Raw genomic sequence first — 24,031 nt, 5'->3', positions numbered from 1 at the left:
CCGAGGCTTTCGGGATGCGGCTCGACATTCCCGCCGGCACGGCGGTCCGTTTCGAGCCGGGCGAAGAGAAAAAGGTGCGGCTTACCGAGCTTGGCGGCGAGCGGTTGTCCTACGGGTTGAACGGCCTGTCCCGGGGTGCCGTCCGACGCGGCGTGCTCCCGGAGCCGGTCCGCATCCGGCTGGCCGAATGGGAAGGAGGGCTTAAGCGTGGCGGAGATGGATCGTAAATCGTACGCCCTTATGTTCGGACCGACCGTCGGCGATCAGGTGCGGCTGGCGGATACGGACTTATGGGCCGAAATCGAGCATGACTATACCGTTTACGGGGAGGAATGCAAATTCGGCGGCGGCAAGGTCATCCGCGACGGGATGGGGCAGTCGTCACGCCATACACGGGATCAGGGTGTGTTGGATACACTTATAACGAACGCCGTCATTATCGATCACGGCGGAATCGTGAAGGCGGATATCGGCATCAAGGACGGGATTATCGTCGGCATCGGGAAGGCGGGGAACCCGGACATTATGGATGGCGTTCATCCATGCATGATTGCCGGAGCGTCGACCGAGGTGATTGCGGGCGAAGGGAAGATCGTCACGGCCGGGGGCATCGATACGCATATTCATTATATATGTCCGCAGCAGATCGAGACGGCGCTGGCTTCCGGCGTGACCACGATGATCGGAGGAGGCACGGGGCCTGCGGCAGGCACGTGCGCGACGACGTGCACCCCTGGCGCATGGCACATGCGCCGGATGCTCGAGGCGGCGGAAGCGTTCCCGATGAACCTCGGGTTCACGGGCAAAGGCAACGCCGCGTTCCCGGAGCCGCTGGCAGAGCAGGTCGAGGCGGGGGCCATCGGGCTGAAGCTGCACGAGGACTGGGGGACGACGCCGGCGGCCATCGACGCTTGCCTCGCCGTAGCTGACCGTTACGACGTGCAGGTGGCGATTCACACCGATACGCTGAACGAGTCCGGGTTTGTCGAAGATACGATTCGAGCGATCGGCGGGCGAACGATTCATACCTATCATACGGAAGGCGCCGGAGGAGGGCACGCGCCCGACATCATCCGTATCGCTTCCGAGCTTAACGTGCTGCCGTCGTCGACGAATCCGACCCGGCCGTATACGGTCAACACCGTCGAGGAACATCTCGACATGCTGATGGTATGCCATCATCTCGACAGCCGTATCCCGGAAGACGTGGCGTTTGCGGATTCCCGCATCCGTCCCGAAACGATCGCGGCGGAAGATATTTTGCACGACCTTGGCGTGTTCAGCATGATCAGTTCCGATTCGCAGGCGATGGGCCGGGTGGGGGAAGTGATTACCCGGACATGGCAGACGGCGGACAAGATGAAGAAGCAGCGCGGGCATTTACCCGCGCCTGGGGGATCGGGCCGGACCGGTAATATGCCGGATAGCGATAGCGATAATTTCCGCATCAAACGCTACATTGCGAAATATACGATCAACCCGGCGCTGACGCACGGCATCGCGCATTTGGTCGGCTCGGTCGAAATCGGCAAGCTGGCCGACCTTGTGGTTTGGAGCCCCGCCTTTTTCGGGGTGAAGCCCGACATGGTGCTCAAGGGCGGCATCATCGCCTACGCCCAGATGGGCGATCCGAACGCCTCGATTCCGACGCCGCAGCCGGTGTTCGGCCGTCCCATGTTCGGCGCTTTCGGACGTGCGCTGCGGCACAGCATCACGTTCGTTTCGCAGGCGGCCTACGATAAGGGCGTTCACCTCGAGCTGGGGCTGCTGAAGCGGATCGAGCCGGTCCGCAACTGCCGCGTCGTAACGAAGAAGGATATGATCCATAACGGAGAAACGCCGGACATCGAGGTCGATCCGGAAACGTACGAGGTGAAGGTGGACGGGCAGCCGGTCACCTGCGAGCCGGTAGACGTGCTGCCGATGGCGCAGCGGTATTTTTTGTTCTGAATGCATTCGTAAGGAGGCGGCCGAACTATGGAGCCCACCACGGATTTATCCTGGCTTGCCTATACGCAGCTATTGGACTCGGCGCTGCCGATCGGAGGGTTTTCCCACTCATTCGGTCTGGAGACGTTGGTGCAGGACGGCCGGATCGAAAGGCCGGATCACTTACAAGATTATATGGAAGCCATGCTGTTTCACAGCTGGGCGCCGGTGGATGCCTTGGCCGTCAAAGCGGTCTACTGCTTTGCTCCCGGCAAGCGCTGGGAGGAGCTGTGGCTCATCGACCGGACGCAGCATGTGCAGCGGGCATCTGCCGAGACGCGGGAGGGCGTGGCCAAAATGGGCCGCAGACTGCTCCAGCTGGCCCGCGCCATCTACCCGCGGTTGGACTGGGAGCCGTTGGCCGGGGCAGTGCGGGACGGGAGGTGCACTGGCACCCATCCGCTCGTCCATGGTTGGATCAGTCTGCAGCTTGGCGTCCCGCTGCCGGCGGCCGCCGAAGGATACTTGTACACGTGCGTAACGACCGGCATTAACAGCGGCTTGCGCTTGATGTCGCTTGGTCAAACGGACGGACAGCGGCTGCTTGCCGCGCTGCTTCCTTCCATCCGGGAGGCATGGCTGCGGTACGCTCATTTGGACCCGCTGGAGGACGGGTTTTCCAGCACGCCTCAGGCGGAGATCGCCATGATGCGGCACGAAGGGCTTTATTCGCGGTTATTTATGTCTTAGGAGCTAGGATTCATTTTTTTATTCCAAGGAGGGCTTTAGCCATGTGTCAAGGAGGAACGCATCATCACCACCATTGGGAAACACCGGAGGGCCGCCAGCTCGATCGTCCGATGCGCATCGGAATCGGAGGGCCGGTCGGCTCCGGCAAAACGGCGCTTGTGGAACGGCTGGCGCGGAAGCTGAACGGAAAGTACAGCATCGCCGTGATCACCAACGATATTTACACGAAGGAAGACGCAGCCATTCTGATCCGCTCGGAAGCGCTGCCGGCCGAACGCATTATCGGGGTCGAGACGGGGGGCTGCCCGCATACGGCGATCCGCGAGGACGCCTCGATGAATTTCGAAGCGGTCGAAGAACTGGAGCGCCGCTTCTCGCATCTGGACATCATCTTTATCGAAAGCGGCGGGGACAATCTGGCGGCGGCGTTCAGCCCGGAGCTGGTAGACCGGTTCATCTATATTATCGATGTGGCGCAGGGAGAGAAAATTCCGCGCAAAGGCGGGCCCGGCATCATTCGCTCCGATATGCTGATCATTAACAAAATCGATCTGGCCCCGCACGTTGGAGCTTCCTTGAAGGTAATGGAGGAGGATACGGTAAAAATGCGCGGCGACCGGCCGTTTGTCTTCTCCAATTTGTTCGACGGACAAGGGCTCGACGACATCGTGGACTGGGTCGAGCATGAATACAGCCACAGCCATGCCTGAAGTGACGGGCTGCATTGACGCGTACTTTACGGCGGCGGACGGCGTGACACAGCTCAGGAGCCATGCGCAGTCGTATCCGCTCAAGATCGCAAAGACGTTTCCGTTCAGCGGCGGGCAGCTTGGCGTCTACATCATGGATGCGTCCCCGGGAATTATGGCGGGCGACCGGTACGAGCTGATATGGCGGTTCGGAGAGGAAACCAACGTTCATGTGACCAACCAGTCCTATACGAAGGTGCATCCGTCGCACAAAGCGGGATGGGATGCACCTCGTCCGAGCGCACAGCTGCAAAAACTCGAGCTCGGAAGGGGGGCGTACGTGGAATATATGCCGGAGCCGCTGATGCTGTACCAAGACGCTTCGTTTCGCAGCGAGACGGCCGTCGAGCTGGAGCCGGGCTCGTCCTTGGTGCTGAGCGAGATCGTTTGCCCCGGCCGGACGCACCGCGGCGAGCGGTTTCGTTATGCCCGTTACCAAAACGCACTCACAGTCCGCCGAGACGACGAGTTGATCTTCAGCGCCAGACAGCGGGTAGAACCGCAGCTTGAGACGCCGCGTTCCATGGGCCGTTGGGACCTTTATACGCATTTGGGGACGCTGTATCTGTTCTCCGAGCGGGCAGATGCAACGCTTGTGGAAGGGCTGCGCGAGCGGCTGAATGGCTTTGCTCCCGCTTCTGGGGCCGATATGGAGCTTTACTACGGCGTAAGCTTGACTTACAAGCATGGCCTTGCCGTTTCCGTCCTCGGCTATCGTGTCGGCGATATTCAAGAACTGCTGGACGAAGCTTGGCGTTATATCCGCACGGAAGCGTTCGGCAAGGGAACGTTGAGGGTTCCTAAGTAATAACCGCCGATCCCATGGAGTTGAACGACCTGGCGGGAAATGCTTCTTGCGCCGCGCGGTCTCTTTTTGCGGTCTGATAGTTTGTGGTGGGTGCGATCTTATGGAGTTATCAGCCTGATGCCGTCGAAGCCGCCGGAAAAGCAGGGTTTCCCTCTCATTGTATTTTCCGATGGTTTTCAAAAAAATATACGGTGCAATGCCCAGCGTCTGGAAGCGCACAGCTGCTCTCGTCCCCTGATGGGGGATTCGACAATATTTTGAACAACGTCATCCGTTGTTGTCAAAAGGTCCGCAGGTTGTTATGATAAAGAGGATCTTTTTAAGAGTGAAGGATATCACAATCATTGTCGAATTCCTCACACAAGGGGGTTGCATAGAGGTGGAAAAACAGGCAAGCTTGGGGATGGGCGTGGAGACGACAAATGTTGGGGCTGATACCGCTGTCAACTCGTCGGCTACGTGGAGAGATTTTGTAAATCTGGCCAAACCCGGCATTTTATTTTCCAACGCGATTACGGCTTTTGGCGGCTTTTGGGTCGCTTCCGGCTGGCATATCCAGTGGGATACATTGATATATATGCTGCTCGGCACCGTTTTGGTGATGGCGTCCGGCTGCGTGCTGAATAACTATTTGGACCGGGACATGGACAAGAAGATGACCCGGACGCAAAAGCGTGCTACCGCAGTAGGCAGCGTTGCTCCGCAGACTGTATTATGGTACGGCATCGTGCTCGGCGTTGTCGGGCTGGCAGTGCTATGGTTCCTGACGAATCATCTTACCGCTTTGCTCGGTTTACTCGGTTTGTTTATTTACGTATGGATTTATACCGCATGGTTTAAGCGGTCATCCGTCTGGAGCACGTTCGTCGGCAGCTTTTCCGGCGCGATGCCTACGCTGCTTGGCTACTGTGCCGTGCAAGGACAGATCGATGCCGCGGGGCTTATTCTGTACGGTATTATGTTCCTGTGGCAGCCGCCGCACTTCTGGGCACTCGGCATTCGTCGGATGGAAGAATACCGCGAAGCTGGCTTCCCGCTCTTGCCAGTAGTCAAAGGAACCTATATTACCAAGATGGCGATGATCCGTTATATCGTGCTGCTCGTGCCCGTTTCGCTTTTGCTGTACTGGCTTGGTTACGTAGGAGAGCTTTACTTCTTCGCGGCTACGATCATGGGCTTGTACTGGGCGTTCTTGAGCCTTAAAGGGTTCAAAGCACAAGATGAAGTGCAATGGGCCAAAAAAATGTTTATTTACTCTATTAACTATTTGACCTTGCTGTATATCATCATGGTCATCAGCACCACTCCTTTACCGTAGGGTATTCATGGACGGTGCAAAACGGTGGATGACAATCCCTTGGCCCCGGCCTGGGGATTTATTTTTTGAATAATGGGAAGGTGAGCAATGATATGCAGAAAACCGGTTTTAAAATCGTCGTTATGGTACTGCTGGTTGGTTTGATCGCAACGTTGGCTTACATGCTGGTGAAGGGTCCCGAGAAAAAAATCGGGGTACTCAAGAAGGCGCCGGATTTCAAACTGGAAAACTTGGACGGCAAGACGGTCACGTTAGCCGATACGGCAGGAAAAGCAAAGCTGGTTTATTTCTATTTCTCGCATTGTCCTGACGTCTGCCCGCCGACGACCTACAACCTGTCCAAAATTCAGGACGTATTGGTGAAAAAGGGCGTGTTCGGTACAAAAACGGCGCTTCTTTCCATCACATTCGATCCGACGAGAGATACGCCTGAACGGCTTAAGGAGTTTTCCGGCCGCTTCCATCCGGATTATAAAGGCTGGTATTTCCTGCGCGGCGACGAGGCCTATACGATAGACCTTGCCAAGAAGTTCGACGTCCTCGTAGCCAAAGACCCGAAAACTGGAGATTTTACGCATACAAACTTATTTTTGCTGGTCGACGGCAAAGGCGACGTGCGTACCTACTATTCGGGCAACGATGAAAACATCGATATTGAAGGGATCGCAAATGATTTGATTCAGGTTAGCAAGGAATCCTAAGCAAACGTCAGGGGCACCTATTAGACATGACTTATTTTACGCACATTTTGCTCAATAATGTCATCCCGCTAACCATCATGATTGCGATAGGCGTCATTTTGTACCGGGCATTCAAGCTTGATATCAAGACGCTGTCGAAGTTGAATTTTTACTTATTTTCCCCGGCGCTCGTATTCAAAATGCTATACGAATCGTCGCTGTCGCTGGCTGTCCTCGGGCAAACGCTGCTGTTTTTCGTCCTGTTTTTTGCCGCCATGTTTCTTTTGATGGAAATCGTGATCCGCCTGCGGGGATATCAGGGCGGGATGATTCCGGCGATGCGCAACAGCGTTATTTTTTACAACAGCGCGAACTATGCGATTCCGCTTAATCAGCTCGTATTTGTCGGGGACGCGTTCACCTTGTCGATTCAGATTATCATCATGATGATGCAGAGCTTGCTGCCGAACACATATGGCATCTATGCCGTCAATGCCTCTAAGCGCAACGACATGAAGCAGACGCTCCGCACCATTCTGACATTGCCGGTCATCTATATCATTCCGATCGCGTTTTTGATGAAGGGGCTGCACGTTTCGATCCCGGGACCGGTGTATGCGCCAATCAACTACGTGTCGGACGCGTTTATTGCAACCGCTCTCTTAACGCTCGGTGTGCAGTTGGGGAGCATGAAATGGACGTTCAACCTGACGGATGTCTTGCTGTCGAATGTGCTGAGGCTCTGTGTGGGGCCGGTCGTTGGCTTTCTGATCGTTATGCTAATGGGGATTGAAGGGGTCATGGCGCAGGCGCTTGTGCTGTCCTGCGCGGTGCCGACATCGCTAAGCAGCGTACTCATCGCCGTCGAATATGACAATGAGCCGGAATTTTCGTCGCAAGCTGTATTTTCCTCAACGATTTTTAGCATTGTTACGGTGACGCTGGTTATTTATTTGATGAAATTTATAGGCTAGAACTTCTCAAAGGTCGGGATCATCGGGGGATAAATAATAAACTCCTCCAGCCCGGCCTTTTCCAATTGCTGAATAAGATACTCATCCGGTGTGCCTTCGACGCCGGCATAGCCACGCCGCGTATAAATTTGTTCGGCATCGGGAAACGTATCCCGGAGAATGGCGCGTATCTTTTTGCCGGAAGGGTCATTGTCCGTAAACAGGTACACGTCGCGGGTTCCGACCCTCTTCTTCAACTCTTCCAAGCGATCCGTATTCAGCGAGCCGAAGGTACAAACGATGATGATGTCTTCGGTCAGCAGGCGGCGGAGCCTGCTTTTGTCGTTTTTTCCTTCCACAATAATAGCGATAGACATCGACTGCCTCCGTTCCTGCAATGAATTTCCTTCTTGTAGTATATCCCCTTTTGCTGTCCGATCCAATCCCTCCATGGATGTATTTCCCAGGAAATGTCGGAAGCTCGCCGTAGTTCGGGAGAAGAAACGACAGAAGGGCCGTTGCCCTTGTCTGCGAGAGACAAAAGAAACGGCCCTGGTTCATGGAGAGTGGTTCATGATGCGTTAACAATTAGTTGTTGATAAAGCTTGCTTTAGAGAGCAGACGTTTCAGCATGGTTGCGGATTGTGCGCGAGTCGCCGTATCGCGGGCGCCCAACGTGTCGTCCGTCATGCCGTCGATGATGCCGGCATCAATCGCAGTAGCGATTTCGTTCTTCGCCCATACGATTTTGCTTGCGTCTTTGAATTTCGCCAACAGCTGGGTTTGTTTATCAGCCGAGACGTCCGGTTTCGCACCGGCATAGTTCAGAGCGCGTACAACCATAGCTGCCAGCTCTTCGCGGTTGATCGTAGCGTTCGGACGGAATGTACCGTCTTCGTAGCCGTCAACCAGCTTCGCGTTAGCCGCCGCTGCTACAACGCTTGCGTACCAATCGCCAGCTGCGACGTCTTTAAACGTGCTGCTGCCGCTGTTCGTATCCAGACCCAGTGCGCGTACAACCAGTGCTGCGAATTCCGCACGGGTGATATTGCGCTCCGGCTGGAATGTCGTGTCGGTTACCCCGTCAACGACAAGCTTGTTAGCCAGCAGCTTAATGTAGCTCTCGGCCCAGTGGCCGTTGATGTCGGAGAAGGTTTTATCCAGCTCGATGACGGCATAGATGCTGCTGCCGTTGCGTTTCAACGTCGCTTCGTTTTTACCATCCGTCGAAGTGAAGACAGCAGGAACAAAGCTCAATTTGCCCGTTGTCGGGTTGTACAGAACCCCTGTCGCTTTGGACGAATCGACAGCTTTACTCAGCGGAAGAATCCGGCTGATGTAGTTATTGCCGAGGTCCAGTGCAGCAGTTTGCTGATCTTTGCCAAGGCCGACAATATCGAAGTCAACCGTATTGCTGGCTACTGTGCCGCTAAGCGCTTTAGCAGCCTTCTCTACGCCGTCTTTCGTCGTATCGTTTGCTTTGGCGATCGTTACTTTCAGCTTCAGCTCATCCGTCGTTACCGACAGCTTGCTGGCCAAGTCTTGCAGCTTCAGCACGTTGAGCGGAATGATGTACGCGCCGTGGTCGTTAACGATGGACAGTACCTTCTTGGAATCCGTTACGTAATCGACAAGCGCTTTAGCCGGGATCAGGGCGATGTCGCCGCTCAGCTTCAGCGTTACTTTGTCGTGGTTCTTGAACGAATTTTTCAGTTGGTCGGCATCGACGGATCCGTCAGAGTTCACGTTGATTATTTCGGAGCCCCAGATTCCTCCGCCACCGCCGCCGCAGCAAGTGCTACCGCCGCCGGGAATACTTCCTTTGTTACGATAAACGGTTTGGTAAACGGAGTCGGTAATAGTTGTTTTTCCGTCAACCGACGTACCGAAAGGACCTTGCAGACGGACATAATCATAAGTGCCGCCCGTTACTGTAAAGTTGTAGTTATATACATTGCTTGTAACATCGTAGTCAACATAAGTGGCGTCGGATACTTGAATGCGATTTCCACTCGGATCAAACGCGTATACGGTAGCATTCACGCTGTATACATCGGAATATACCGTACCGGTTACCGTGCCGTTGCTATCAAAATTCAAATTTTTGAATCCCGAAGCGGCAAACGCCAACACGGGAACCAAAACCGAGATGATAAGCATCAGTACGGTCACTTGCGCTGTCTTTTTAAGCACAGCAGGCTTCATGCAGGGTTCACTCCTATCTTCCTTGACGAATAATGGATTATTGCTAATGCGTTGAACAGGTTTCCTGGACAAATGCATTTTCACCTCCTTCGGCCAGTTCATTGGGTATCATTTAGATGTTTTCGAATCGGACAGACCCATTTATGTCCGTCGCGCCAATGGCAGAGTGATCCATTACGGCAGCCCTTTGAACATTACCCAAATCTGCCCGCAGTAAAACATCTCGGCATCTTTAACGGCAGAGAGGGAAATAAAGTTGCGTTCCAAATGATTTATCGATACTTTTGGACTATTAAATTATGACTAAATTCCTATAAAATACCGAATTGGGAATATAGATACGTTTCTCATTCCATCTGGAAAAGCAAAAAAACAGCCCGACATCCGGGCGGCAAAATATCTCCTTATCCTCAAAGATCGTTTCAAACTCGTACGGGAGCGGCAAACGAACGGGACGGCAGCAGAGAGAGTGCGAGCATAAGGCAAAGAAAAGCGAGAAAATACGGCGATACCTGTGTCCGTGTATGCCCGGCGACAATCGGGCCGATAAAGGCGCCGATCGAGTACGAAACCGACAGAATAGAGAAGACGCGTCCGTAACGGTCCGCGCGCGTCAAGGCTGCAAGCAGCGAGGCGATGGCGGGAAAAATGACGCCCTTGGTCATTCCGATCAGAAACAGCGAAACATAAAGCGGCAGCGGCCAATGAACGGACATGCCGAAAAAAATGAACGCCAGCGCCAGACAGCCGAACATCACCCGGTAAAAAGGGAAGATCCGGTTCAAAAACAACAGGCTAAGCGTCACCAACGCCCCCATGGAAACGACGGAAAAGAATACGCCGGAGGTCATGATGGAGCTGCTCGCCTCCTTCATCAACGGAAGCTCGAAAAATAAAATGCCTTGGGAGCATGAAAGCGCAAGAGGAACGGCGTAGAAAAGCCAAGGAATGTTTTCCTGGGCGGATACCGCTAAATTAGCCTGGGTGTCAGGAGAAAGGGCGTGCTCTCCTGCGATCGTCATATTGGCGGGGGCCCCGCTCCGCTCCTCCCTGACCCCGATCCAAGCGAGCAGGCCGGTGAGGATGAGGCCCCAGCCGAGAAACGTAAACGATTTGGCAAAGCCAAGCTGCGAGACCAGGTAGGCGCCTGCAGCCGGACTGAGCACGGAAGCGATGGTATGCACCATGCCGTTGCCGGCCATCAGCTTGCTTTGTTGAATCTGGTTTTTGGCGATTTTGGCGAGCAGGGACAAGCACGCCGGCGATAGAAATGCCAGGACGAAGCCGCTGATCGAACGGATGACGAGCAGCCCCCACGGATCGCTGACGCGGGATTGAATTAAAAGCACGATTCCTGCTACAATCAGGCTGAACACTATGAAGCCCTTGCTACCATAGCGGTCGACGCCGTAGCCTGCGATCAGGTTTCCGGGCAAATGCGTGATCGAATAGACACCGAGAATAAGGCCGATGAATGAAGGCGTCGCACCGAGCGACACGGCAAACGGAGTAAGAATCGGGTACTGGGCATGCAGGTCGAAAATGGCGACGAACATGAACAGATAGAGCCATACGGCGGTTTTCATGAAATCACCTCTTTCCATAATGGGGTTCGTCCGTCTACCGCTACTCTATACGTTTACGTCTGCCGGCAGAGGGATAGTACAAGTATTTTGCAACGTGCCGGATCGTGTAGCGTATAAGAAACGTTGGGTCCGGCGGACAAAAGGAGGGAAGCCGGATGGACCTGTTTATCCGGGTCGTGCTGGTGGCCGTCTTGGTGCTGGCGCTGTGGAGGCTGTTCGGATCGTTTCGCCGAACGAGGCGGAGAGAAGACAAAGGGGCGGAAATCCAGCGCAAGCTCGCCGAGCTCCGCAAAAAAAGAGATGAAGACTAATACGGGGCTGGTGTATGATTAGGGCGTGGAGAACCGCTGTCAGGGATTTACATAAGCGATGGAAGACAGACTGTTAGGGGAGCGATGGAAGTGGATTTCGTAACGGCTTTTTTATCCGAACGGTGGTATGTGCTCGTTGGGGCGCTCATTGTGCTGTTTCTCGTCATCAAAGTGGTGAAAACCGTCATCAAGTGGGTTCTCGTGCTCGCGATACTGGCAGGTCTTGTCTGGTATGGCGCCAGCTACAAGGATCAGCTCTTGGAGCTGGGGACGACGGTGGGTGCGAAAGTCGCGGCCGAAGCTAAGAACCAAGCCGTCAAAGCGATTACCGACGAAGTGAAAGAAGCGAAATACAGCCAGAACGCCGACGGCTCGTATACCGTAAGCACCAAAAGCGTGAAGCTGGAAGGCAAACCGGGTTCAAGCGATGTGCAGGTTACCTTCATGAACCAAACGTTCACAATGAAGCTGGACGATGTTCTGAAAGGATTCATCGATCAAGCGAAGAATAACGCCGGCCAATAGAGCGGAACGCGCTAAAGATAAGAAGGGAGGGGGACGCTGGTGAACGAGCTGCAGAAGCTGATGCAAATCAATTTGATTACCGTGCTCATCGCCGTACTGTTTGTAGTATCGATTGTACAAGGCTTGCTTCGCGGGGCGTCCTCCTCTGCGAAGCATCTCGCGCTTATGGTGACGGAAGGGGCCGTGACGCTGCTCAGCCTGTTTCTGGCTTGGGAGCTGACTTCATGGCTGTCGCCCAAGCTGCAGCTATGGCTTGTAGGGTTGGAGCTGACGATACCGTCCGAGGAACTCGGTTTTTGGAAGCAGCTGTACTACACCGCGGTAACGGGACTGCGCGATTTTTCTTTGCTGCGGTTCAGCGTCCTGTTCGTATTGGGCTACGGTCTGATTAAGCAGTTGGTTTATCGCATGATCGACCCGCTGGTGGACGATTGGCTGACGGAACGGTCGAGCACGGACTCCGCGAGCGGTGGACGAACCGGCTCTCCCTCTCTGCTCAGCAGTCTGATCGGCGGCGTCATCGGCTCGGTAACCGGGTTTGGCCGGGGAATGATTATGATTGCCGTGCTGTTTATCGTCACGACGCTGTTCCCGCAGACGCCGGTGGCCGCCTATATTCAGGATTCGTCTCTTTTTCAAAAAGGGGCGACAGGGGTGATCCGGCCGATGACGGGCGATTTTTTCGCTAACCAGCTTCCGGTTTTCACGCGGGCCGTGGAACAGGAGTTCAGCAACATTTTGCAGCGGAAATACGAGGTCGTGGATGCACGCATCCCGGACGATGTCGCGGAAGCGGCCAAGCAGGTGACGGCCAAGGGCCAGACCGACGAAGAGAAAGCCAAGCTGCTGTACCGCTGGGTCGGCACGCGTATCAAATACGACTGGGACAAAGTGAAAGCGTACGAGGAGCAGCGCATTTGGAGAGAGCAAACGCCGGAGGACACGTTTAATACGAAGAAGGGCGTTTGCATCGACTTTTCCAGGTTGTACGCGGTGATGGCAAGGTCGGTGGGACTTGACGTCAAGGTGGTGACCGGGCTCGGCTACGACGGACGGGGCGGCTACGGCCCTCATGCCTGGAACGAAGTGTACCTGGGGGAGAAAAACGAGTGGGTGCCGCTGGATTCCACTTGGGTAGCCAGCGGTGGCAACTGGTTCAATCCGCCCCGCTTTCAGGAAACGCACATCAAGGATACGTAATCACCGAAGCCGGACGGCCGCCGCAAGCGACGAACCGGTTTTTTCCTTTTTCGTGCGTTTCTATAAATTCCTCGAATATGATACACTTGTTAAGATATAAGTTTGAAAAGGTGGGTTCATTATTGCTGCGCAAACCGTTAACACAATATAAAGCGATATTTTTCGATGTCGGCGATACGCTGATGACGATTCCGGCGGCTCGGGTCATCATGCAGCAGTTTTTGGCGAGCCGGTCTTTTCATCGGGGACAAGAGCAAATCGGGGAACTTTTTACCGAAGCTTTTCGTTTATTTTATTATGGGAAGCAGCTTGACCCGTTTGAAGCTTGTACGCCGGAATCGGACCGGGCCTTCTGGATGAAGCTGTACGATTATATTCTAAAAAAACTGGGCGTCGAAGAGGAAAAGTGGACGGAAGAGCAGATTCACGTCTGCTGCCACGAGCTCTACGACTTATTCACGGCCCCGCAGCAGTATGCGCTGTTCGAAGATGTGGAGGAAAGCCTTCCGGCTTTTAAGGAGAAGGGGCTGCGGCTCGGCATCATCTCCAACTTTGCGCCGACCCTGCGCTCGATTTTGGAATACAAGGGTATCCTGCATCATTTCGATCCGGTGATCGTCTCCACGGAGGTCGGTCTGGAGAAGCCGGACCCGGCGATTTTCCGTCTGGCGCTGGAGCGCGCCAAGCTGGCGCCGGAGGAAGTTCTGTACATCGGGGACCACGAGCGCAATGACATTTGGGCCCCTGCTCAAGTCGGCATCGATGCCGTCAAAATCAAACGATACGATTATCATACCGGGGACGGCATTCTTTCCCTGCGCGAGCTGCTGCGGGACGTGAAGTAGCATAGGGGAACCATTTTTGGAAGAAAGGAGCCGCAAGCAACATGAAGAAACCTATCGGCATGGACGACTCAAGCAAGCAGGACGGAAGCCAGCGCCGTCATTTTACGACCCGGATCAACTTGTTCTTTTTCTTTACGTTTTTCTTGTTTTCCGTGCTTATCGTGCGGCTGGCGATGCTGCAGTTTGTCGAAGGCAAAGAGTTGTCGGCGGAAAAAGACAAGATTAACAACGCCGATACGCCGATCCCGCCGATTCGCGGCAATATTTTCGACCGCAACGGCGCTCCGATCGCATACACGACGTCGACGCAGTCGCTTTACTTCCGCATCGAGCAGGACCAGCCCAAGGATCAAGTGGTCGCCTTGGCCAAACGCTTGGCGGACATTTTCACGCAATACGGCAACAAGGACGTGAAGCAGCCGACCGCGGAGGAAATCATCAAGGAAATGGATGTCGGCTTCGATCTGAATCTGCAAGACACGGCCAAAAAGCCGAGCTATTACTCGGTCCCGCGGCGGATCAAGACCGATTTGACGCAAGCGGAAATGGCGTTTATTTTGGAGCACCGCGACGAGCTGAAGTGGATCGAGATCATGGAGGAGAGCCTTCGTACGTACGACCGCGAGAATACGGTTGCGGTGCAGCTTGTCGGGTACATGCGGCCGTTCTCGACGGCGAGAGAAGCGAAGAACGGGCTCGAATTTTATAAGGACAAAACGAAAACGGAAGGGTACCTGGACCGGGAATATGTCGGTTATGACGGCATTGAACTGATGTATCAGGAAGAGCTGCGCGGCAAAAACGGCGTGAAATCGTATCCGGTCAATGCCTTGCAGAAAATTATCGGCAGCGCGGAAGCGCCCCCGGTCATCCCGCCGGAGAAGGGAAACAACCTGTTCCTGACCGTCGACAAGAACGTCCAGCTTGCCACTGAAAAGGCAATCATGGACCATCTGGTAACGCTGAAAAGTCCGGCTTACCGCTCCAACCCGTACGCGAACAAAGGAGTCAACGCCGTCGCCGGCTATGCCGTGGCGATGGAGGTCGAGACGGGCAAGGTCGTGGCGATGGCCAGTATGCCGGATTACGATCCGACCTTCTGGAGCAATCCGTTCTCGGATGCCGATTATAAGCAGGTGCAGACCAAAATCAACAACGGCACGATTACGACGGCGTATCCGGACTATCCGGAGGACGAACAAAAATATCATCCTACGTCCATCGTGTATATGGGCTCCGTCATCAAACCGCTATCGGTATTGATCGGGCTCAACGAGGGATTATTTACGACCAGTACGACCTATACCGATACCGGCGTATTTACGTATGGAAAAGACAACAGCTCCAGACTGACGAACTCCGGCAGAGTAGCCTTTGGGCCGATCAATGCCACAATGGCGATCAAACACTCGTCGAACACGTTCATGTCCGCTTTAATCGGCAACGCGTTGTACACGCGTAACCCTAACAAAGCTGTAGAAATTTGGGACCAGTATTTGGCCAAATTCGGCCTGGGCGTGCTTACCGGCAGCGGTCTGCCGCGGGAAAGCGCAGGAATCAGCGAGTACAAGACCAATACGAAAGAGACCGTTCAATCCCGGATGGTATTCGCCTCCTGGGGGCAGAACGAGAAGTACACGACGCTTCAACTGGCGCAGTATACGACAACGCTGGCGTCCCGGGGCAAACGGCTTCAGCCTTTGCTCGTGGACCGGATCGAGACGTACGACAAAGGCCAGATTGTCAAGAAGTTTGAACCCGTCGTGCTGGATCAGACCGATTTCCCGAAAGCTTATTGGGATGCCGTGATCAAGGGTATGCTGCAGGTCGGCATTCAAGGCTTTGACGATTTTCCGTACACGGTCGCCAGAAAAACAGGGACCTCCACGCAAAGGGTGGCCGGCGGCAAAGAAATCGACAACGCCGTGTTTATCGCCTTCGCGCCTGCGGAAAATCCGAAGCTTGCCGTCGCCGTCGTCGTCCCGGAGGGCGGATTCGGCTCCTACGGAGCGGCGCCCATTGCACGTAAAATATTCGACGCTTACGATCAATATTACGGGTTGGACGGAAAACCGAAAGGGCCTCCGACGACAACCAAAACGCCATAACGCAGCACCGGAAATCTCCTCGCGAAAGAGGGGATTTCTTTTTTTATAAAAAAAATGTTGCACTGAGTCAACATATTTGTATATTATAAACATATAGTCATTAGGGAAATAAAAATGGGCTAATACAACTTATTTATAAAGATGGGAGAGGGGTACTTTGAAAAACGTAAAAACAAAACCGAGGCTGTCGTCTTCGTTCAAGCGATTTATTATGACGATCATGTTCCTCGCACTTGCCTTATCGCTCGCGGCGTGCGGAGCTCCTAAAGAGAACGCGGCATCCGGCAAAGTGAAGGTAACGGCCACGATCGGAATGATCGCCGACATTGTCAAGCAGGTTGGGGGAGCGCACGTGGAGGTGACCGGCTTGATGAAGGCGGGCGTCGACCCGCACTTATACAAAGCCTCCCAAGGAGACCTGAAAAAGCTGGATCGGGCAGATATTATTTTCTATAACGGGCTTCATTTGGAAGGCAAAATGACCGACGTCTTCGAGAAAATGGAGAAAACGAAGCCGACCGTGGCGGTGACGAAAAATATTCCGGAGTCGAAGCTTCGCGGCATGGAGGACGGAACCGGAGCGCACGATCCTCACGTCTGGTTCGACGTCAAGCACTGGATCAGCGCTACCGAGACGGTGCGCGACGAGCTCAGCAAGCATGATGCGGCGAATGCTGCGGATTACAAGAAAAACGCGGAGGCGTACATCAAGCAATTGGAGGAGCTGCATCAGTACGCGAAGGAGCAGATCGCCTCTATTCCGGAAAAGCAGCGCGTACTCGTTACGGCGCATGACGCGTTCGGTTATTTCGGGGATGCTTACGGCATCAAAGTGATGGGACTTCAAGGCATCAGCACCGCTTCGGAGTACGGCTCCAAGGACGTCAGCGACCTGCGCGACTTCCTCGTAGCGAACAAGATTAAGGCGGTTTTCGTCGAATCGAGCGTCCCGAAAAAATCGATCGAGGCCGTCATCGAAGGGGCCAAGAAGCAAGGACACGAGATTCAAATCGGCGGCGAGCTCTTCTCCGACGCCATGGGGGAAGAAGGCACGCCGGAAGGAAACTATATCGGCATGGTGCGGCATAACATTAATACGATCGTTCAAGCGTTGAAGTAAGAGTCCCGGCGGAGAGGGCGGGAAACGGACGAACGAAAAGGGGAGTGGGACCAATGAAAGAACAACGGATACCGTTATCCATACTAGGCATGACCGTAGCTTACCAGAAGAAGCCGGTCCTCCGCGATATATCGCTTCAGGTGCCGGAAGGAAAATTGATCGGCATTGTCGGGCCGAACGGTGCCGGCAAATCGACGCTGATCAAAGCGGTGCTCGGACTCATTCCCAGCGTCACCGGGGAAGTTTCGATCTACGGCAAGCCTTACGCCGAGCAGCGGAAGCTCATCGGCTACGTGCCTCAGCGGGAATCGGTGGATTGGGATTTTCCGACAAGCGCTCTTGATGTGGTGATGATGGGACGGTATGGTCATTTAGGCTGGTTCAAGCGGCCAGGCGCCAAAGAACGGGAGATTGCGATGGATTGCCTATCCAAAGTAGGCATGGCCAACTTCGCCGACAGACAGATCAGCCAGCTGTCCGGCGGACAGCAGCAGCGCGTGTTTTTGGCCCGGGCGCTGGCGCAGGACGCGAAGCTGTATTTTATGGACGAACCGTTCGTCGGCGTCGATGCGGCGACGGAGAAAGCGATCGTCACGCTGCTCGGCGAGCTTCGGGAGCAGGGCAAGACTGTTCTGGTCGTGCACCATGATCTTGCGACCGTGAAGCAATATTTCGATTGGGTTATCCTGCTGAATGTGGAGCTTCAGGGCATCGGACCTGCGGAAGAAGTATTTACGCGGGACAATCTTCAACAAACCTACGGCGGGCGGCTGGCGTTTTTGGATCAGCACGAAGGCGCGCTCGTCGTGAACGCGAGGTGAGCGGCATGGCATGGCTGGAATTGTTCCGCGATCCGAACGCGCAGTGGATATTGATGGGGAGCATGCTGCTCGGACTGAGCAGCGGCGTGCTCGGAAGCTTCGCTTATTTGCGCAAGCAGAGCCTGATGGGCGACGCGCTTGCGCATGCGGCGCTGCCGGGCGTGTGCATCGCTTTTATGCTCACCGGCTCGAAATCGATCTTTTTCTTTCTGCTCGGCGCGATCGTCGCCGGACTGGCCGCTACCTTCGGGATCGGCTATGTCACGCGCAACTCCCGGATCAAGCAGGATACGGCGCTTGGCATCGTGCTGTCGGTATTTTTCGGACTCGGCATCGTGCTGCTGACCAAAATTCAGCATGGCGGGAGCGGCAACCAGAGCGGTCTCGACAAGTTTTTGTTCGGGCAGGCTGCGTCCATGGTGCTCTCGGATGTCATCACGATGGCGGTTGTGGCGCTGCTGCTGACAATGGTTTGCGCCTTGCTGTTCAAGGAGTTCAAGCTGCTCAGCTTCGACCCGGGCTTTGCCAAAGGGATCGGGCTGCCGGTCGCTTTTCTCGATCAATTCATGATGTTCCTGATCGTGGTGGCCGTGGTCGTCGGCATTCAGGCCGTAGGCGTCGTGCTGATGTCGGCGCTGCTCATTACGCCGGCCGTCTCGGCCCGGTATTGGACCGAGAAGCTGGGCGTCATGGTGGCGCTCTCGGGCGTCTTCGGAGCGCTGAGCGGCTTCTTCGGCACCCTGCTTAGCGGCATGGCGAACAATATGCCGACCGGGCCGCTTACGGTGCTGGCCGCGACCCTTTTCTTCGTCGTGTCGGTGCTGTTCGCGCCGCGCCGGGGGCTGCTGGCCAAATTGCTGGAACGGATAGCCGTCAAACGGAGCGTGCTAAACGAGCGGGAGCTTCGGCCCCAGTTGCACGGCATCGGTTCGGCAGGAGAACCGCTTCGGAAGGAGGGGCAGGCATGAACGACTTTTGGATCCTGCTGACGGCTGCGCTTGTGGCTTGCTCCTGCAGCCTGCTCGGCTGCTTCCTCGTTCTGCGGAAAATGGCGATGATCGGGGACGCGATCAGCCACTCGGTGCTGCCGGGCATTGTGCTGGCGTTTCTGTTCAGCGGCTCGCGGGATTCGCTGTGGATGATGCTGGGAGCGTCGGTGATCGGTCTCGTGACGGTGTTTCTGATCCAATGGTTTCATCAGAGCGGCGTACAATCCGACGCCTCCATCGGTGTCGTATTTACCGCCTTGTTCGCCGTAGGTGTCGTCTTGGTCAGTTTGTATACGCGGCAGGTGGACCTCGATTTGGATTGCGTGCTGTACGGGGAAATCATTCATGTGCCGTGGGAAACGGTGGAGTGGAACGGGATCGATATCGGTCCGAAGGCGGTCTGGGGCCTCGGCATCGTGCTGGCGCTCAGCGCTCTCATCATCGGACTGTTTTACAAGCAATTCAAAATATGCGCGTTCGACCCGGCCATGGCTGCTGCGGTAGGCATTCCGGTCGCGCTGTTCCACTACCTGCTGATGGGGCTGGTCTCCATGACGACGGTAGCCTCGTTCGAAAGCGTAGGCGCCATTCTGGTCGTTGGCATGCTGGTCGTGCCGGCCGCCACGGCGTACCTGCTTACGGAGAAGCTCAGCCGCATGATCCTTTACAGCATGGGAGTCGGCGTGCTGAGCGCCGTGCTCGGCTATCTCGCCGCCGTGCTGCTGGACGCTTCGATCGCCGGCTGCATGATCGTCGCCGCGGGCGTGCTGTTCATCCTGGCGCTGCTGTTCTCGCCGACTCACGGCGTCATCTGGCGGAAATTCAGACGGAAGCAGGCCGCTGTTGTGTAAAAGGGAAAAGCCGGGCTTACGCGAGCCCGGCTTTTTCGTATACGCGCTTAAACGCCTGCTGCGAACGTGCCGCCAACGCTTCGGCGGTTTCCGCCGGCGGCTGCGGCGTCAAAATCTCCTGCGCCACGACGCCGGTATAGCCGATACGCTGCAGCCCTTGCAGGAACGTCGTCAAGTCGATGACGCCCTCGCCCGGATACACCCGGTCGTTGTCCAGCACCTCGGCGACCGGAACGTCCTTGGCGTCGTTGATATGGACATGCACGATCTGATCGGCGCGCAGCTTGGCGATATCGGCCGCCGTGCCTCCCGTCGTGTACCAGTGATAGGCGTCGAACAGCAGGCCAACATTGCGTTTGCCGATCGTATCGATCCACTCCAGCGTGCTCTCCGCATCCCATAGAAAAGGGTGCTTCCATCGCGTGCGCAGATGATGCGGACCGACGAACTCCAGCCCGAGCCGGATGCCGTACGCCTCCAAAATGTCCGCGCAAAGGCGCAGCCGCCGGGTGGCGACGGCCATGAAGCGCGCGGGGTTCTCGTCCGTCGACGGCAGCACGTACGTGCAGCAGGCGGTGCCGCCGAGCTTGCTGGCCGCCGCCGCTTCCGCTGCGAGCCGGGGCAAGCCGTCCCGGAACGCTTCCTCGGTTTGCCGCCATTCCGCGGCAAGTCCGATCGCGCCGATGCGCACTTGCTTCTCCTCCAAAAAGGCTCTCGCCTGCTCCAAGCCTGCCGCCGCGATCCAATCCTCCAGCTCTTGGCCGTGCGCGTCGACCGCGCCGAACCCGAAGCGGGAAGCGAGCTCCGCGAACTCGCGGATCGTCCCGGCCTCGCCGATGCCTGCTCTAGTCAATCCTTTGATCATCCGTCGTCCTCTCCTTCAACAAGGTCTATCCGCCCACATCATAAACCGCCGCTCCGCAGGCTGTCTACTCGGAAAAAGCGACATGATTTTTTCAGGAAACCTCCATTTCCTGAAATCCGTACGAATATGGTATACTGTTGTATCGGACTATTTTTTAGCGCTTGAGGAGGAAAAACAATGTGCGGGATCACCGGCGTCATGTATTTTGAAGACCGCGAGCCTTCCCCGTCCATACTGAAGAGCATGACCGACTGTATCGTGCATCGGGGACCGGACGATTTTGGATTTTGGAGTGAGAACCGCATCGGACTCGGCTTCCGCCGCTTGTCCATCATCGATTTGCAGGAAGGCCATCAGCCGCTCGCCAACGAAGACGAAACGGTATGGATTGCGTTCAACGGCGAGATTTATAACTATAAATATTTGCGCAATACGCTTCAGGCGAAAGGACATCAGTTCAAAACCCATTCGGACACCGAAGTCATCGTGCACCTGTACGAGGAGTACGGGGAAGAATGCGTGAAGCAGCTTCGCGGGATGTTCGGGTTCGTCATCTGGGACCGCCGGAAAAAGCTGCTGTTCGGCGCGCGGGACCATTTCGGCATCAAGCCGTTTTACTATTACCACGACGACGGCCAATTTCTGTTCGGCTCGGAAATCAAAAGCATTCTGGCCGTCGGAGTCGCCCGGACGATTCATACGGAAAGTCTGCTGAACTACTTGACGTTCCAATACGTGCCGGAGCCGACAACGATGTTTCAAGGCATACATAAGCTGCCGCCGGGACATACCGTTACCGTAACGTATGATGGCGGACTGTCGGTCAAGCGATACTGGGACCCGATGCTGGAGCCGGAGGAGCGGCCGTTTGACGAATGTGTCGAGCGGATCCGCGAGGTGCTCAAGGATTCGGTCGTTCACCATATGCAGAGTGATGTAGAGCGGGGCTGCTTCTTATCCAGCGGCATCGACTCGACGGCGATTGCGGCGCATATGCGCCAGATCGAATCGATCCGCACGTTCTCCGTCGGCTTCGAGGGGGCCAACAACGAGACCGTCATCGCGCGTCAGACCGCGCAGGCGCTCGGCACCGAGCATTACGATAAAATCATCACGAAGGAAGATTACTTCGGCACCCTGGCGAAAGCCGCCTGGCATCAGGACGAGCCGGTGGCCGATCCTTCGGCGATTGCGCTATACCATGTGGCGCAGCTTGCGCGCGAGCATGTGACCGTTGTATTGTCCGGCGAAGGAGCGGACGAGCTGTTCGGCGGGTACCGGATCTACTGCGAGCCGCAGTCGCTCGCGCCGGTCGAGCGGCTGCCGCACGGCGTGAAGCGGCTGCTGCATGCGCTGGCCCGGCTGCTGCCGGACGGCGTTTACGGCCGCAATTACGTGCTGCGCGGTACGACGCCGCTGGAGCGGCGGTTCCTCGGCAACGCCAAAATTTTCACCGAAGATATGAAGGCCGAAATCGTGCGCGCCGACCGCGAGCTGCTGAGCCGGTACCGCAATCCGTTCGACATCGCCAAAACGTTTTACGATAAAAGCAAGCATCTGGACCCCGTGTCCCGGATGCAGTATATCGACATGAACCTGTGGATGCCCGGCGACATCTTGATGAAGGCGGACAAAATGACGATGGCGCATTCGCTGGAGCTGCGCGTGCCGTTCCTCGACGTGGAGGTGTACGAGGCGGCCCGGCGGATTCCGGCCAAATACCGGATTGCGGAGGGCACGACCAAATATGTGTTCCGCAAAGCGATGGAAGGCATTATCCCGGACTTTATTTTGAACCGGCCGAAGCTCGGCTTTCCGGTGCCGATGCGCGAATGGCTGAAGGGTCCGCAAGGAAACGTCGTGATGGAACAAATTGCGGCAAGCGGCATCGACAATTACATCCGGATGGATACGGTAAGGGCGATGCTCGGAAACCATCAGAGCGGCAAGGGCGATTATGCCCGGCGCATTTGGACGATTTATATGTTTGCGCTTTGGCATGCGGCCTACATGGAGATGCCGGCCCGAACGCTCGCGCACGCTCAATAAGCTAAGGTCCGCAGGGGAGCGCGTGCGGCCGCAGACCGCGGCAGGTGCGCGCTCCAAGGAACGGACGAAAAGGGAGAGAAGCGAACATGAGTCGATTCAAAATGGTAGCGTTGGACCTGGACGGCACATTGCTGACGGAAGAAAAGACGATTTCGGAGGAAAACCGCGCGGCCATTCTGGCGGCGCAGGACGCCGGGGTAACGGTCGTCTTTTCGACCGGGCGGGGCATTCAGAACTGTCAGGCTTACGCGGAGGAGCTCGGTCTGAAATCGCCGCTCGTCACGGTGAACGGCAGCGAAGTATGGAAAGCGCCGGGCGAGCTGCTTGAGCGCCATACGTTGGACACGGAGCTGATCCGCCGCATGCATGCGCTCGCGGTCCATTACGATACTTGGTTTTGGGCTTATTGCGTCAAGGAGATCTACAACAAAGAGCATTGGCTGCCCGAAGCGGAGATCGATGCGCAGCAGTGGCTGAAGTTCGGCTACTATATCGAAAACGCAGAAAGCCTCGCTGCCATCCGCCGGGAGCTGGAATCGTGGGGGAAGCTGGAAATCACCAATTCCCATCCGTTTAATATCGAGGTGAACCCGAAAGGAATCAGCAAAGCCAGCGGACTGAGACAAGTATGCGCTATGCTTGGAATCGAGATGTCGCAGGTGATCGCCATGGGCGACAGCTTGAACGATGTCGCCATGATCCGCGAAGCGGGACTCGGTGTGGCGATGGGGAATGCGCAGGAGGAAGTCAAGCGGCTGGCCGATACGGTGACCGGGACGAACGAAGAGCACGGCGTCGCCCAAATTATCAGGGAATATGCGCTGAAATAGCGGAACGTGCCATCCGGCAAAGCAGGCATGGCAGTTGAAAAGGGAGGCATCAATCTATGCTCATCGCCGCATGGATCATCATCGTTGTTCTGTTTCTCATCGGCATGGCCGGGGCGGTATACCCGGTGCTGCCGGGAGCGCTCGCCATTTATGCGGCGTTCTTCGTCTATGGCTTCATGATCGGCTTCGAGCCGTTCGGAGTTTGGTTCTGGCTCGTTCAAACGACAATTGTGGCCGTTCTAATGATAGCCGATTATGCCGTCAGTGCGCTTGGCGTCAAAAAGTTCGGCGGCAAGCGGGCATCCGTCATCGGCAGCACGATCGGGCTGTTGATCGGACCGTTCGTGATCCCGGTCGCCGGGCTGCTGATCGGTCCGTTTATCGGCGCCGTCGTGGGCGAGCTGATCGTCGGAACGGAATTCCGTCAAGCCGTGCGGGCGGGAATCGGGGCGTTGGTCGGCTTTTTCTCGGGGCTCGTCGTTAAATTCGTGCTGCAGCTTCTGATGATCGTGCTGTTTATCATCTGGGTCGTGTAAGGC

The 24,031-nt window shown here is 55.8% G+C and carries 24 protein-coding genes; 20 read left to right on the top strand and 4 right to left on the bottom strand.

What is annotated here, in order from left to right; translation table 11 throughout:
• From PEH01S_RS06005 to PEH01S_RS05970, 8 genes are all read left to right on the top strand, one after another.
• A partial coding sequence (locus PEH01S_RS06005) for an urease subunit beta (protein WP_164827693.1) occupies positions 1-227 on the top strand: 227 nt, incomplete at its 5' end.
• Positions 217-1,950: an urease subunit alpha gene (ureC, locus tag PEH01S_RS06000; protein WP_407669420.1), complete on the top strand. Its 1,734-nt coding sequence runs from the start codon at positions 217-219 to the stop codon at positions 1,948-1,950. The genes PEH01S_RS06005 and ureC, both read left to right, overlap by 11 nt.
• A 27-nt stretch (positions 1,951-1,977) precedes the next feature.
• On the top strand, positions 1,978-2,679 hold the full coding sequence (locus PEH01S_RS05995; protein WP_025850056.1) for an urease accessory protein UreF: 702 nt from the start codon (positions 1,978-1,980) through the stop codon (positions 2,677-2,679).
• Between the two features lie 41 nt (positions 2,680-2,720).
• Positions 2,721-3,389 (top strand): urease accessory protein UreG, encoded by a 669-nt coding sequence (gene ureG, locus PEH01S_RS05990; protein WP_025850057.1) that lies wholly within the window; start codon positions 2,721-2,723, stop codon positions 3,387-3,389.
• On the top strand, positions 3,364-4,236 hold the full coding sequence (locus tag PEH01S_RS05985; RefSeq protein ID WP_246062802.1) for an urease accessory protein UreD: 873 nt from the start codon (positions 3,364-3,366) through the stop codon (positions 4,234-4,236). Before ureG ends, PEH01S_RS05985 begins: the two co-directional genes overlap by 26 nt.
• A 379-nt stretch (positions 4,237-4,615) precedes the next feature.
• The gene (gene cyoE / locus PEH01S_RS05980) at positions 4,616-5,554 is read left to right on the top strand and encodes a heme o synthase (protein ID WP_127484249.1); all 939 of its coding nucleotides are present in this window, start codon (positions 4,616-4,618) and stop codon (positions 5,552-5,554) included.
• A gap of 92 nt (positions 5,555-5,646) precedes the next feature.
• Positions 5,647-6,255, top strand: a complete 609-nt coding sequence (locus PEH01S_RS05975; protein WP_025850060.1) for an SCO family protein — start codon at positions 5,647-5,649, stop codon at positions 6,253-6,255.
• Positions 6,256-6,281: 26 nt separating this feature from the next.
• Positions 6,282-7,208, top strand: a complete 927-nt coding sequence (locus tag PEH01S_RS05970) for an AEC family transporter (protein WP_127484248.1) — start codon at positions 6,282-6,284, stop codon at positions 7,206-7,208.
• Here PEH01S_RS05970 and PEH01S_RS05965 read toward each other — a convergent pair.
• The 3 genes from PEH01S_RS05965 to PEH01S_RS05955 all read right to left on the bottom strand — a co-directional run bounded on the left by PEH01S_RS05965 (position 7,205) and on the right by PEH01S_RS05955 (position 10,978).
• A complete protein-coding gene (locus tag PEH01S_RS05965; RefSeq protein ID WP_127484247.1) occupies positions 7,205-7,564 on the bottom strand; it encodes a toprim domain-containing protein in 360 nt (119 codons plus the stop codon). The two genes, PEH01S_RS05970 and PEH01S_RS05965, sit on opposite strands and share 4 nt — an antisense overlap.
• Before the next feature lie 211 nt (positions 7,565-7,775).
• Entirely contained in the window at positions 7,776-9,392 is a 1,617-nt protein-coding gene (locus tag PEH01S_RS05960) for an S-layer homology domain-containing protein (RefSeq protein ID WP_127484246.1), read from the bottom strand.
• Positions 9,393-9,814: 422 nt separating this feature from the next.
• The gene (locus PEH01S_RS05955) at positions 9,815-10,978 is read right to left on the bottom strand and encodes an MFS transporter (protein WP_025850064.1); all 1,164 of its coding nucleotides are present in this window, start codon (positions 10,976-10,978) and stop codon (positions 9,815-9,817) included.
• 155 nt (positions 10,979-11,133) lie between these two features.
• On the opposite strand from PEH01S_RS05955, the gene PEH01S_RS34470 reads away from it, so the two are divergent.
• The 9 genes from PEH01S_RS34470 (at position 11,134) to PEH01S_RS05915 (ending at position 19,748) form a co-directional block, all read left to right on the top strand.
• A complete protein-coding gene (locus PEH01S_RS34470; protein WP_164827691.1) occupies positions 11,134-11,289 on the top strand; it encodes a hypothetical protein in 156 nt (51 codons plus the stop codon).
• A gap of 84 nt (positions 11,290-11,373) precedes the next feature.
• Positions 11,374-11,814, top strand: coding sequence for a hypothetical protein (locus PEH01S_RS05950; protein WP_127484245.1), 441 nt, complete (start codon positions 11,374-11,376; stop codon positions 11,812-11,814).
• A gap of 60 nt (positions 11,815-11,874) precedes the next feature.
• Entirely contained in the window at positions 11,875-13,014 is a 1,140-nt protein-coding gene (locus PEH01S_RS05945; RefSeq protein WP_036714178.1) for a transglutaminase domain-containing protein, read from the top strand.
• A 122-nt stretch (positions 13,015-13,136) separates the two neighbouring features.
• Positions 13,137-13,859, top strand: coding sequence for an HAD-IA family hydrolase (locus PEH01S_RS05940; RefSeq protein WP_025850067.1), 723 nt, complete (start codon positions 13,137-13,139; stop codon positions 13,857-13,859).
• Positions 13,860-13,900: 41 nt separating this feature from the next.
• Positions 13,901-15,967, top strand: coding sequence for a peptidoglycan D,D-transpeptidase FtsI family protein (locus PEH01S_RS05935; RefSeq protein ID WP_025850068.1), 2,067 nt, complete (start codon positions 13,901-13,903; stop codon positions 15,965-15,967).
• 184 nt (positions 15,968-16,151) lie between these two features.
• Positions 16,152-17,087 (top strand): metal ABC transporter solute-binding protein, Zn/Mn family, encoded by a 936-nt coding sequence (locus tag PEH01S_RS05930; RefSeq protein WP_025850069.1) that lies wholly within the window; start codon positions 16,152-16,154, stop codon positions 17,085-17,087.
• 53 nt (positions 17,088-17,140) lie between these two features.
• A complete protein-coding gene (locus PEH01S_RS05925) occupies positions 17,141-17,908 on the top strand; it encodes a metal ABC transporter ATP-binding protein (RefSeq protein WP_025850070.1) in 768 nt (255 codons plus the stop codon).
• A gap of 5 nt (positions 17,909-17,913) precedes the next feature.
• Positions 17,914-18,876 (top strand): metal ABC transporter permease, encoded by a 963-nt coding sequence (locus PEH01S_RS05920; protein WP_127484243.1) that lies wholly within the window; start codon positions 17,914-17,916, stop codon positions 18,874-18,876.
• Positions 18,873-19,748, top strand: a complete 876-nt coding sequence (locus PEH01S_RS05915; protein ID WP_025850072.1) for a metal ABC transporter permease — start codon at positions 18,873-18,875, stop codon at positions 19,746-19,748. Before PEH01S_RS05920 ends, PEH01S_RS05915 begins: the two co-directional genes overlap by 4 nt.
• A gap of 16 nt (positions 19,749-19,764) precedes the next feature.
• Here the strand turns inward: PEH01S_RS05915 and PEH01S_RS05910 are convergent, their stop codons facing one another.
• Positions 19,765-20,613, bottom strand: coding sequence for a sugar phosphate isomerase/epimerase family protein (locus PEH01S_RS05910; RefSeq protein ID WP_025850073.1), 849 nt, complete (start codon positions 20,611-20,613; stop codon positions 19,765-19,767).
• Positions 20,614-20,790: 177 nt separating this feature from the next.
• On the opposite strand from PEH01S_RS05910, the gene asnB reads away from it, so the two are divergent.
• The 3 genes from asnB (at position 20,791) to PEH01S_RS05895 (ending at position 24,028) form a co-directional block, all read left to right on the top strand.
• Complete coding sequence (gene asnB, locus PEH01S_RS05905) at positions 20,791-22,662, top strand: asparagine synthase (glutamine-hydrolyzing) (RefSeq protein WP_127484242.1); 1,872 nt, start codon at positions 20,791-20,793, stop codon at positions 22,660-22,662.
• Between the two features lie 86 nt (positions 22,663-22,748).
• Positions 22,749-23,492 (top strand): Cof-type HAD-IIB family hydrolase, encoded by a 744-nt coding sequence (locus tag PEH01S_RS05900; protein WP_127484241.1) that lies wholly within the window; start codon positions 22,749-22,751, stop codon positions 23,490-23,492.
• 56 nt (positions 23,493-23,548) lie between these two features.
• Positions 23,549-24,028, top strand: coding sequence for a DUF456 domain-containing protein (locus PEH01S_RS05895; RefSeq protein ID WP_025850076.1), 480 nt, complete (start codon positions 23,549-23,551; stop codon positions 24,026-24,028).
• Positions 24,029-24,031: the final 3 nt, after the last annotated feature.

This window comes from Paenibacillus ehimensis NBRC 15659, from assembly GCF_004000785.1.
In the GTDB taxonomy this organism is placed as follows: domain Bacteria; phylum Bacillota; class Bacilli; order Paenibacillales; family NBRC-103111; genus Paenibacillus_G; species Paenibacillus_G ehimensis.
This window is presented reverse-complemented; position numbering and strand designations above follow the sequence as displayed.

Coding starts and splice junctions, on each gene's coding strand:
- PEH01S_RS05925 (WP_025850070.1), top strand. CDS start 17,141: ATGAAAGAACAACGGATACCGTTATCCATACTAGGCATGACCGTAGCT.
- PEH01S_RS05950 (WP_127484245.1), top strand. CDS start 11,374: ATGGAAGTGGATTTCGTAACGGCTTTTTTATCCGAACGGTGGTATGTG.
- PEH01S_RS05995 (WP_025850056.1), top strand. CDS start 1,978: ATGGAGCCCACCACGGATTTATCCTGGCTTGCCTATACGCAGCTATTG.
- PEH01S_RS05895 (WP_025850076.1), top strand. CDS start 23,549: ATGCTCATCGCCGCATGGATCATCATCGTTGTTCTGTTTCTCATCGGC.
- PEH01S_RS05975 (WP_025850060.1), top strand. CDS start 5,647: ATGCAGAAAACCGGTTTTAAAATCGTCGTTATGGTACTGCTGGTTGGT.
- PEH01S_RS05965 (WP_127484247.1), bottom strand. CDS start 7,564: ATGTCTATCGCTATTATTGTGGAAGGAAAAAACGACAAAAGCAGGCTC.
- PEH01S_RS05960 (WP_127484246.1), bottom strand. CDS start 9,392: ATGAAGCCTGCTGTGCTTAAAAAGACAGCGCAAGTGACCGTACTGATG.
- PEH01S_RS05985 (WP_246062802.1), top strand. CDS start 3,364: ATGAATACAGCCACAGCCATGCCTGAAGTGACGGGCTGCATTGACGCG.
- PEH01S_RS05920 (WP_127484243.1), top strand. CDS start 17,914: ATGGCATGGCTGGAATTGTTCCGCGATCCGAACGCGCAGTGGATATTG.
- PEH01S_RS34470 (WP_164827691.1), top strand. CDS start 11,134: ATGGACCTGTTTATCCGGGTCGTGCTGGTGGCCGTCTTGGTGCTGGCG.
- PEH01S_RS05910 (WP_025850073.1), bottom strand. CDS start 20,613: ATGATCAAAGGATTGACTAGAGCAGGCATCGGCGAGGCCGGGACGATC.
- PEH01S_RS05900 (WP_127484241.1), top strand. CDS start 22,749: ATGAGTCGATTCAAAATGGTAGCGTTGGACCTGGACGGCACATTGCTG.
- PEH01S_RS05935 (WP_025850068.1), top strand. CDS start 13,901: ATGAAGAAACCTATCGGCATGGACGACTCAAGCAAGCAGGACGGAAGC.
- ureG (WP_025850057.1), top strand. CDS start 2,721: ATGTGTCAAGGAGGAACGCATCATCACCACCATTGGGAAACACCGGAG.
- PEH01S_RS05955 (WP_025850064.1), bottom strand. CDS start 10,978: ATGAAAACCGCCGTATGGCTCTATCTGTTCATGTTCGTCGCCATTTTC.
- PEH01S_RS05945 (WP_036714178.1), top strand. CDS start 11,875: ATGCAAATCAATTTGATTACCGTGCTCATCGCCGTACTGTTTGTAGTA.
- PEH01S_RS05915 (WP_025850072.1), top strand. CDS start 18,873: ATGAACGACTTTTGGATCCTGCTGACGGCTGCGCTTGTGGCTTGCTCC.
- PEH01S_RS05970 (WP_127484248.1), top strand. CDS start 6,282: ATGACTTATTTTACGCACATTTTGCTCAATAATGTCATCCCGCTAACC.
- ureC (WP_407669420.1), top strand. CDS start 217: ATGGATCGTAAATCGTACGCCCTTATGTTCGGACCGACCGTCGGCGAT.
- asnB (WP_127484242.1), top strand. CDS start 20,791: ATGTGCGGGATCACCGGCGTCATGTATTTTGAAGACCGCGAGCCTTCC.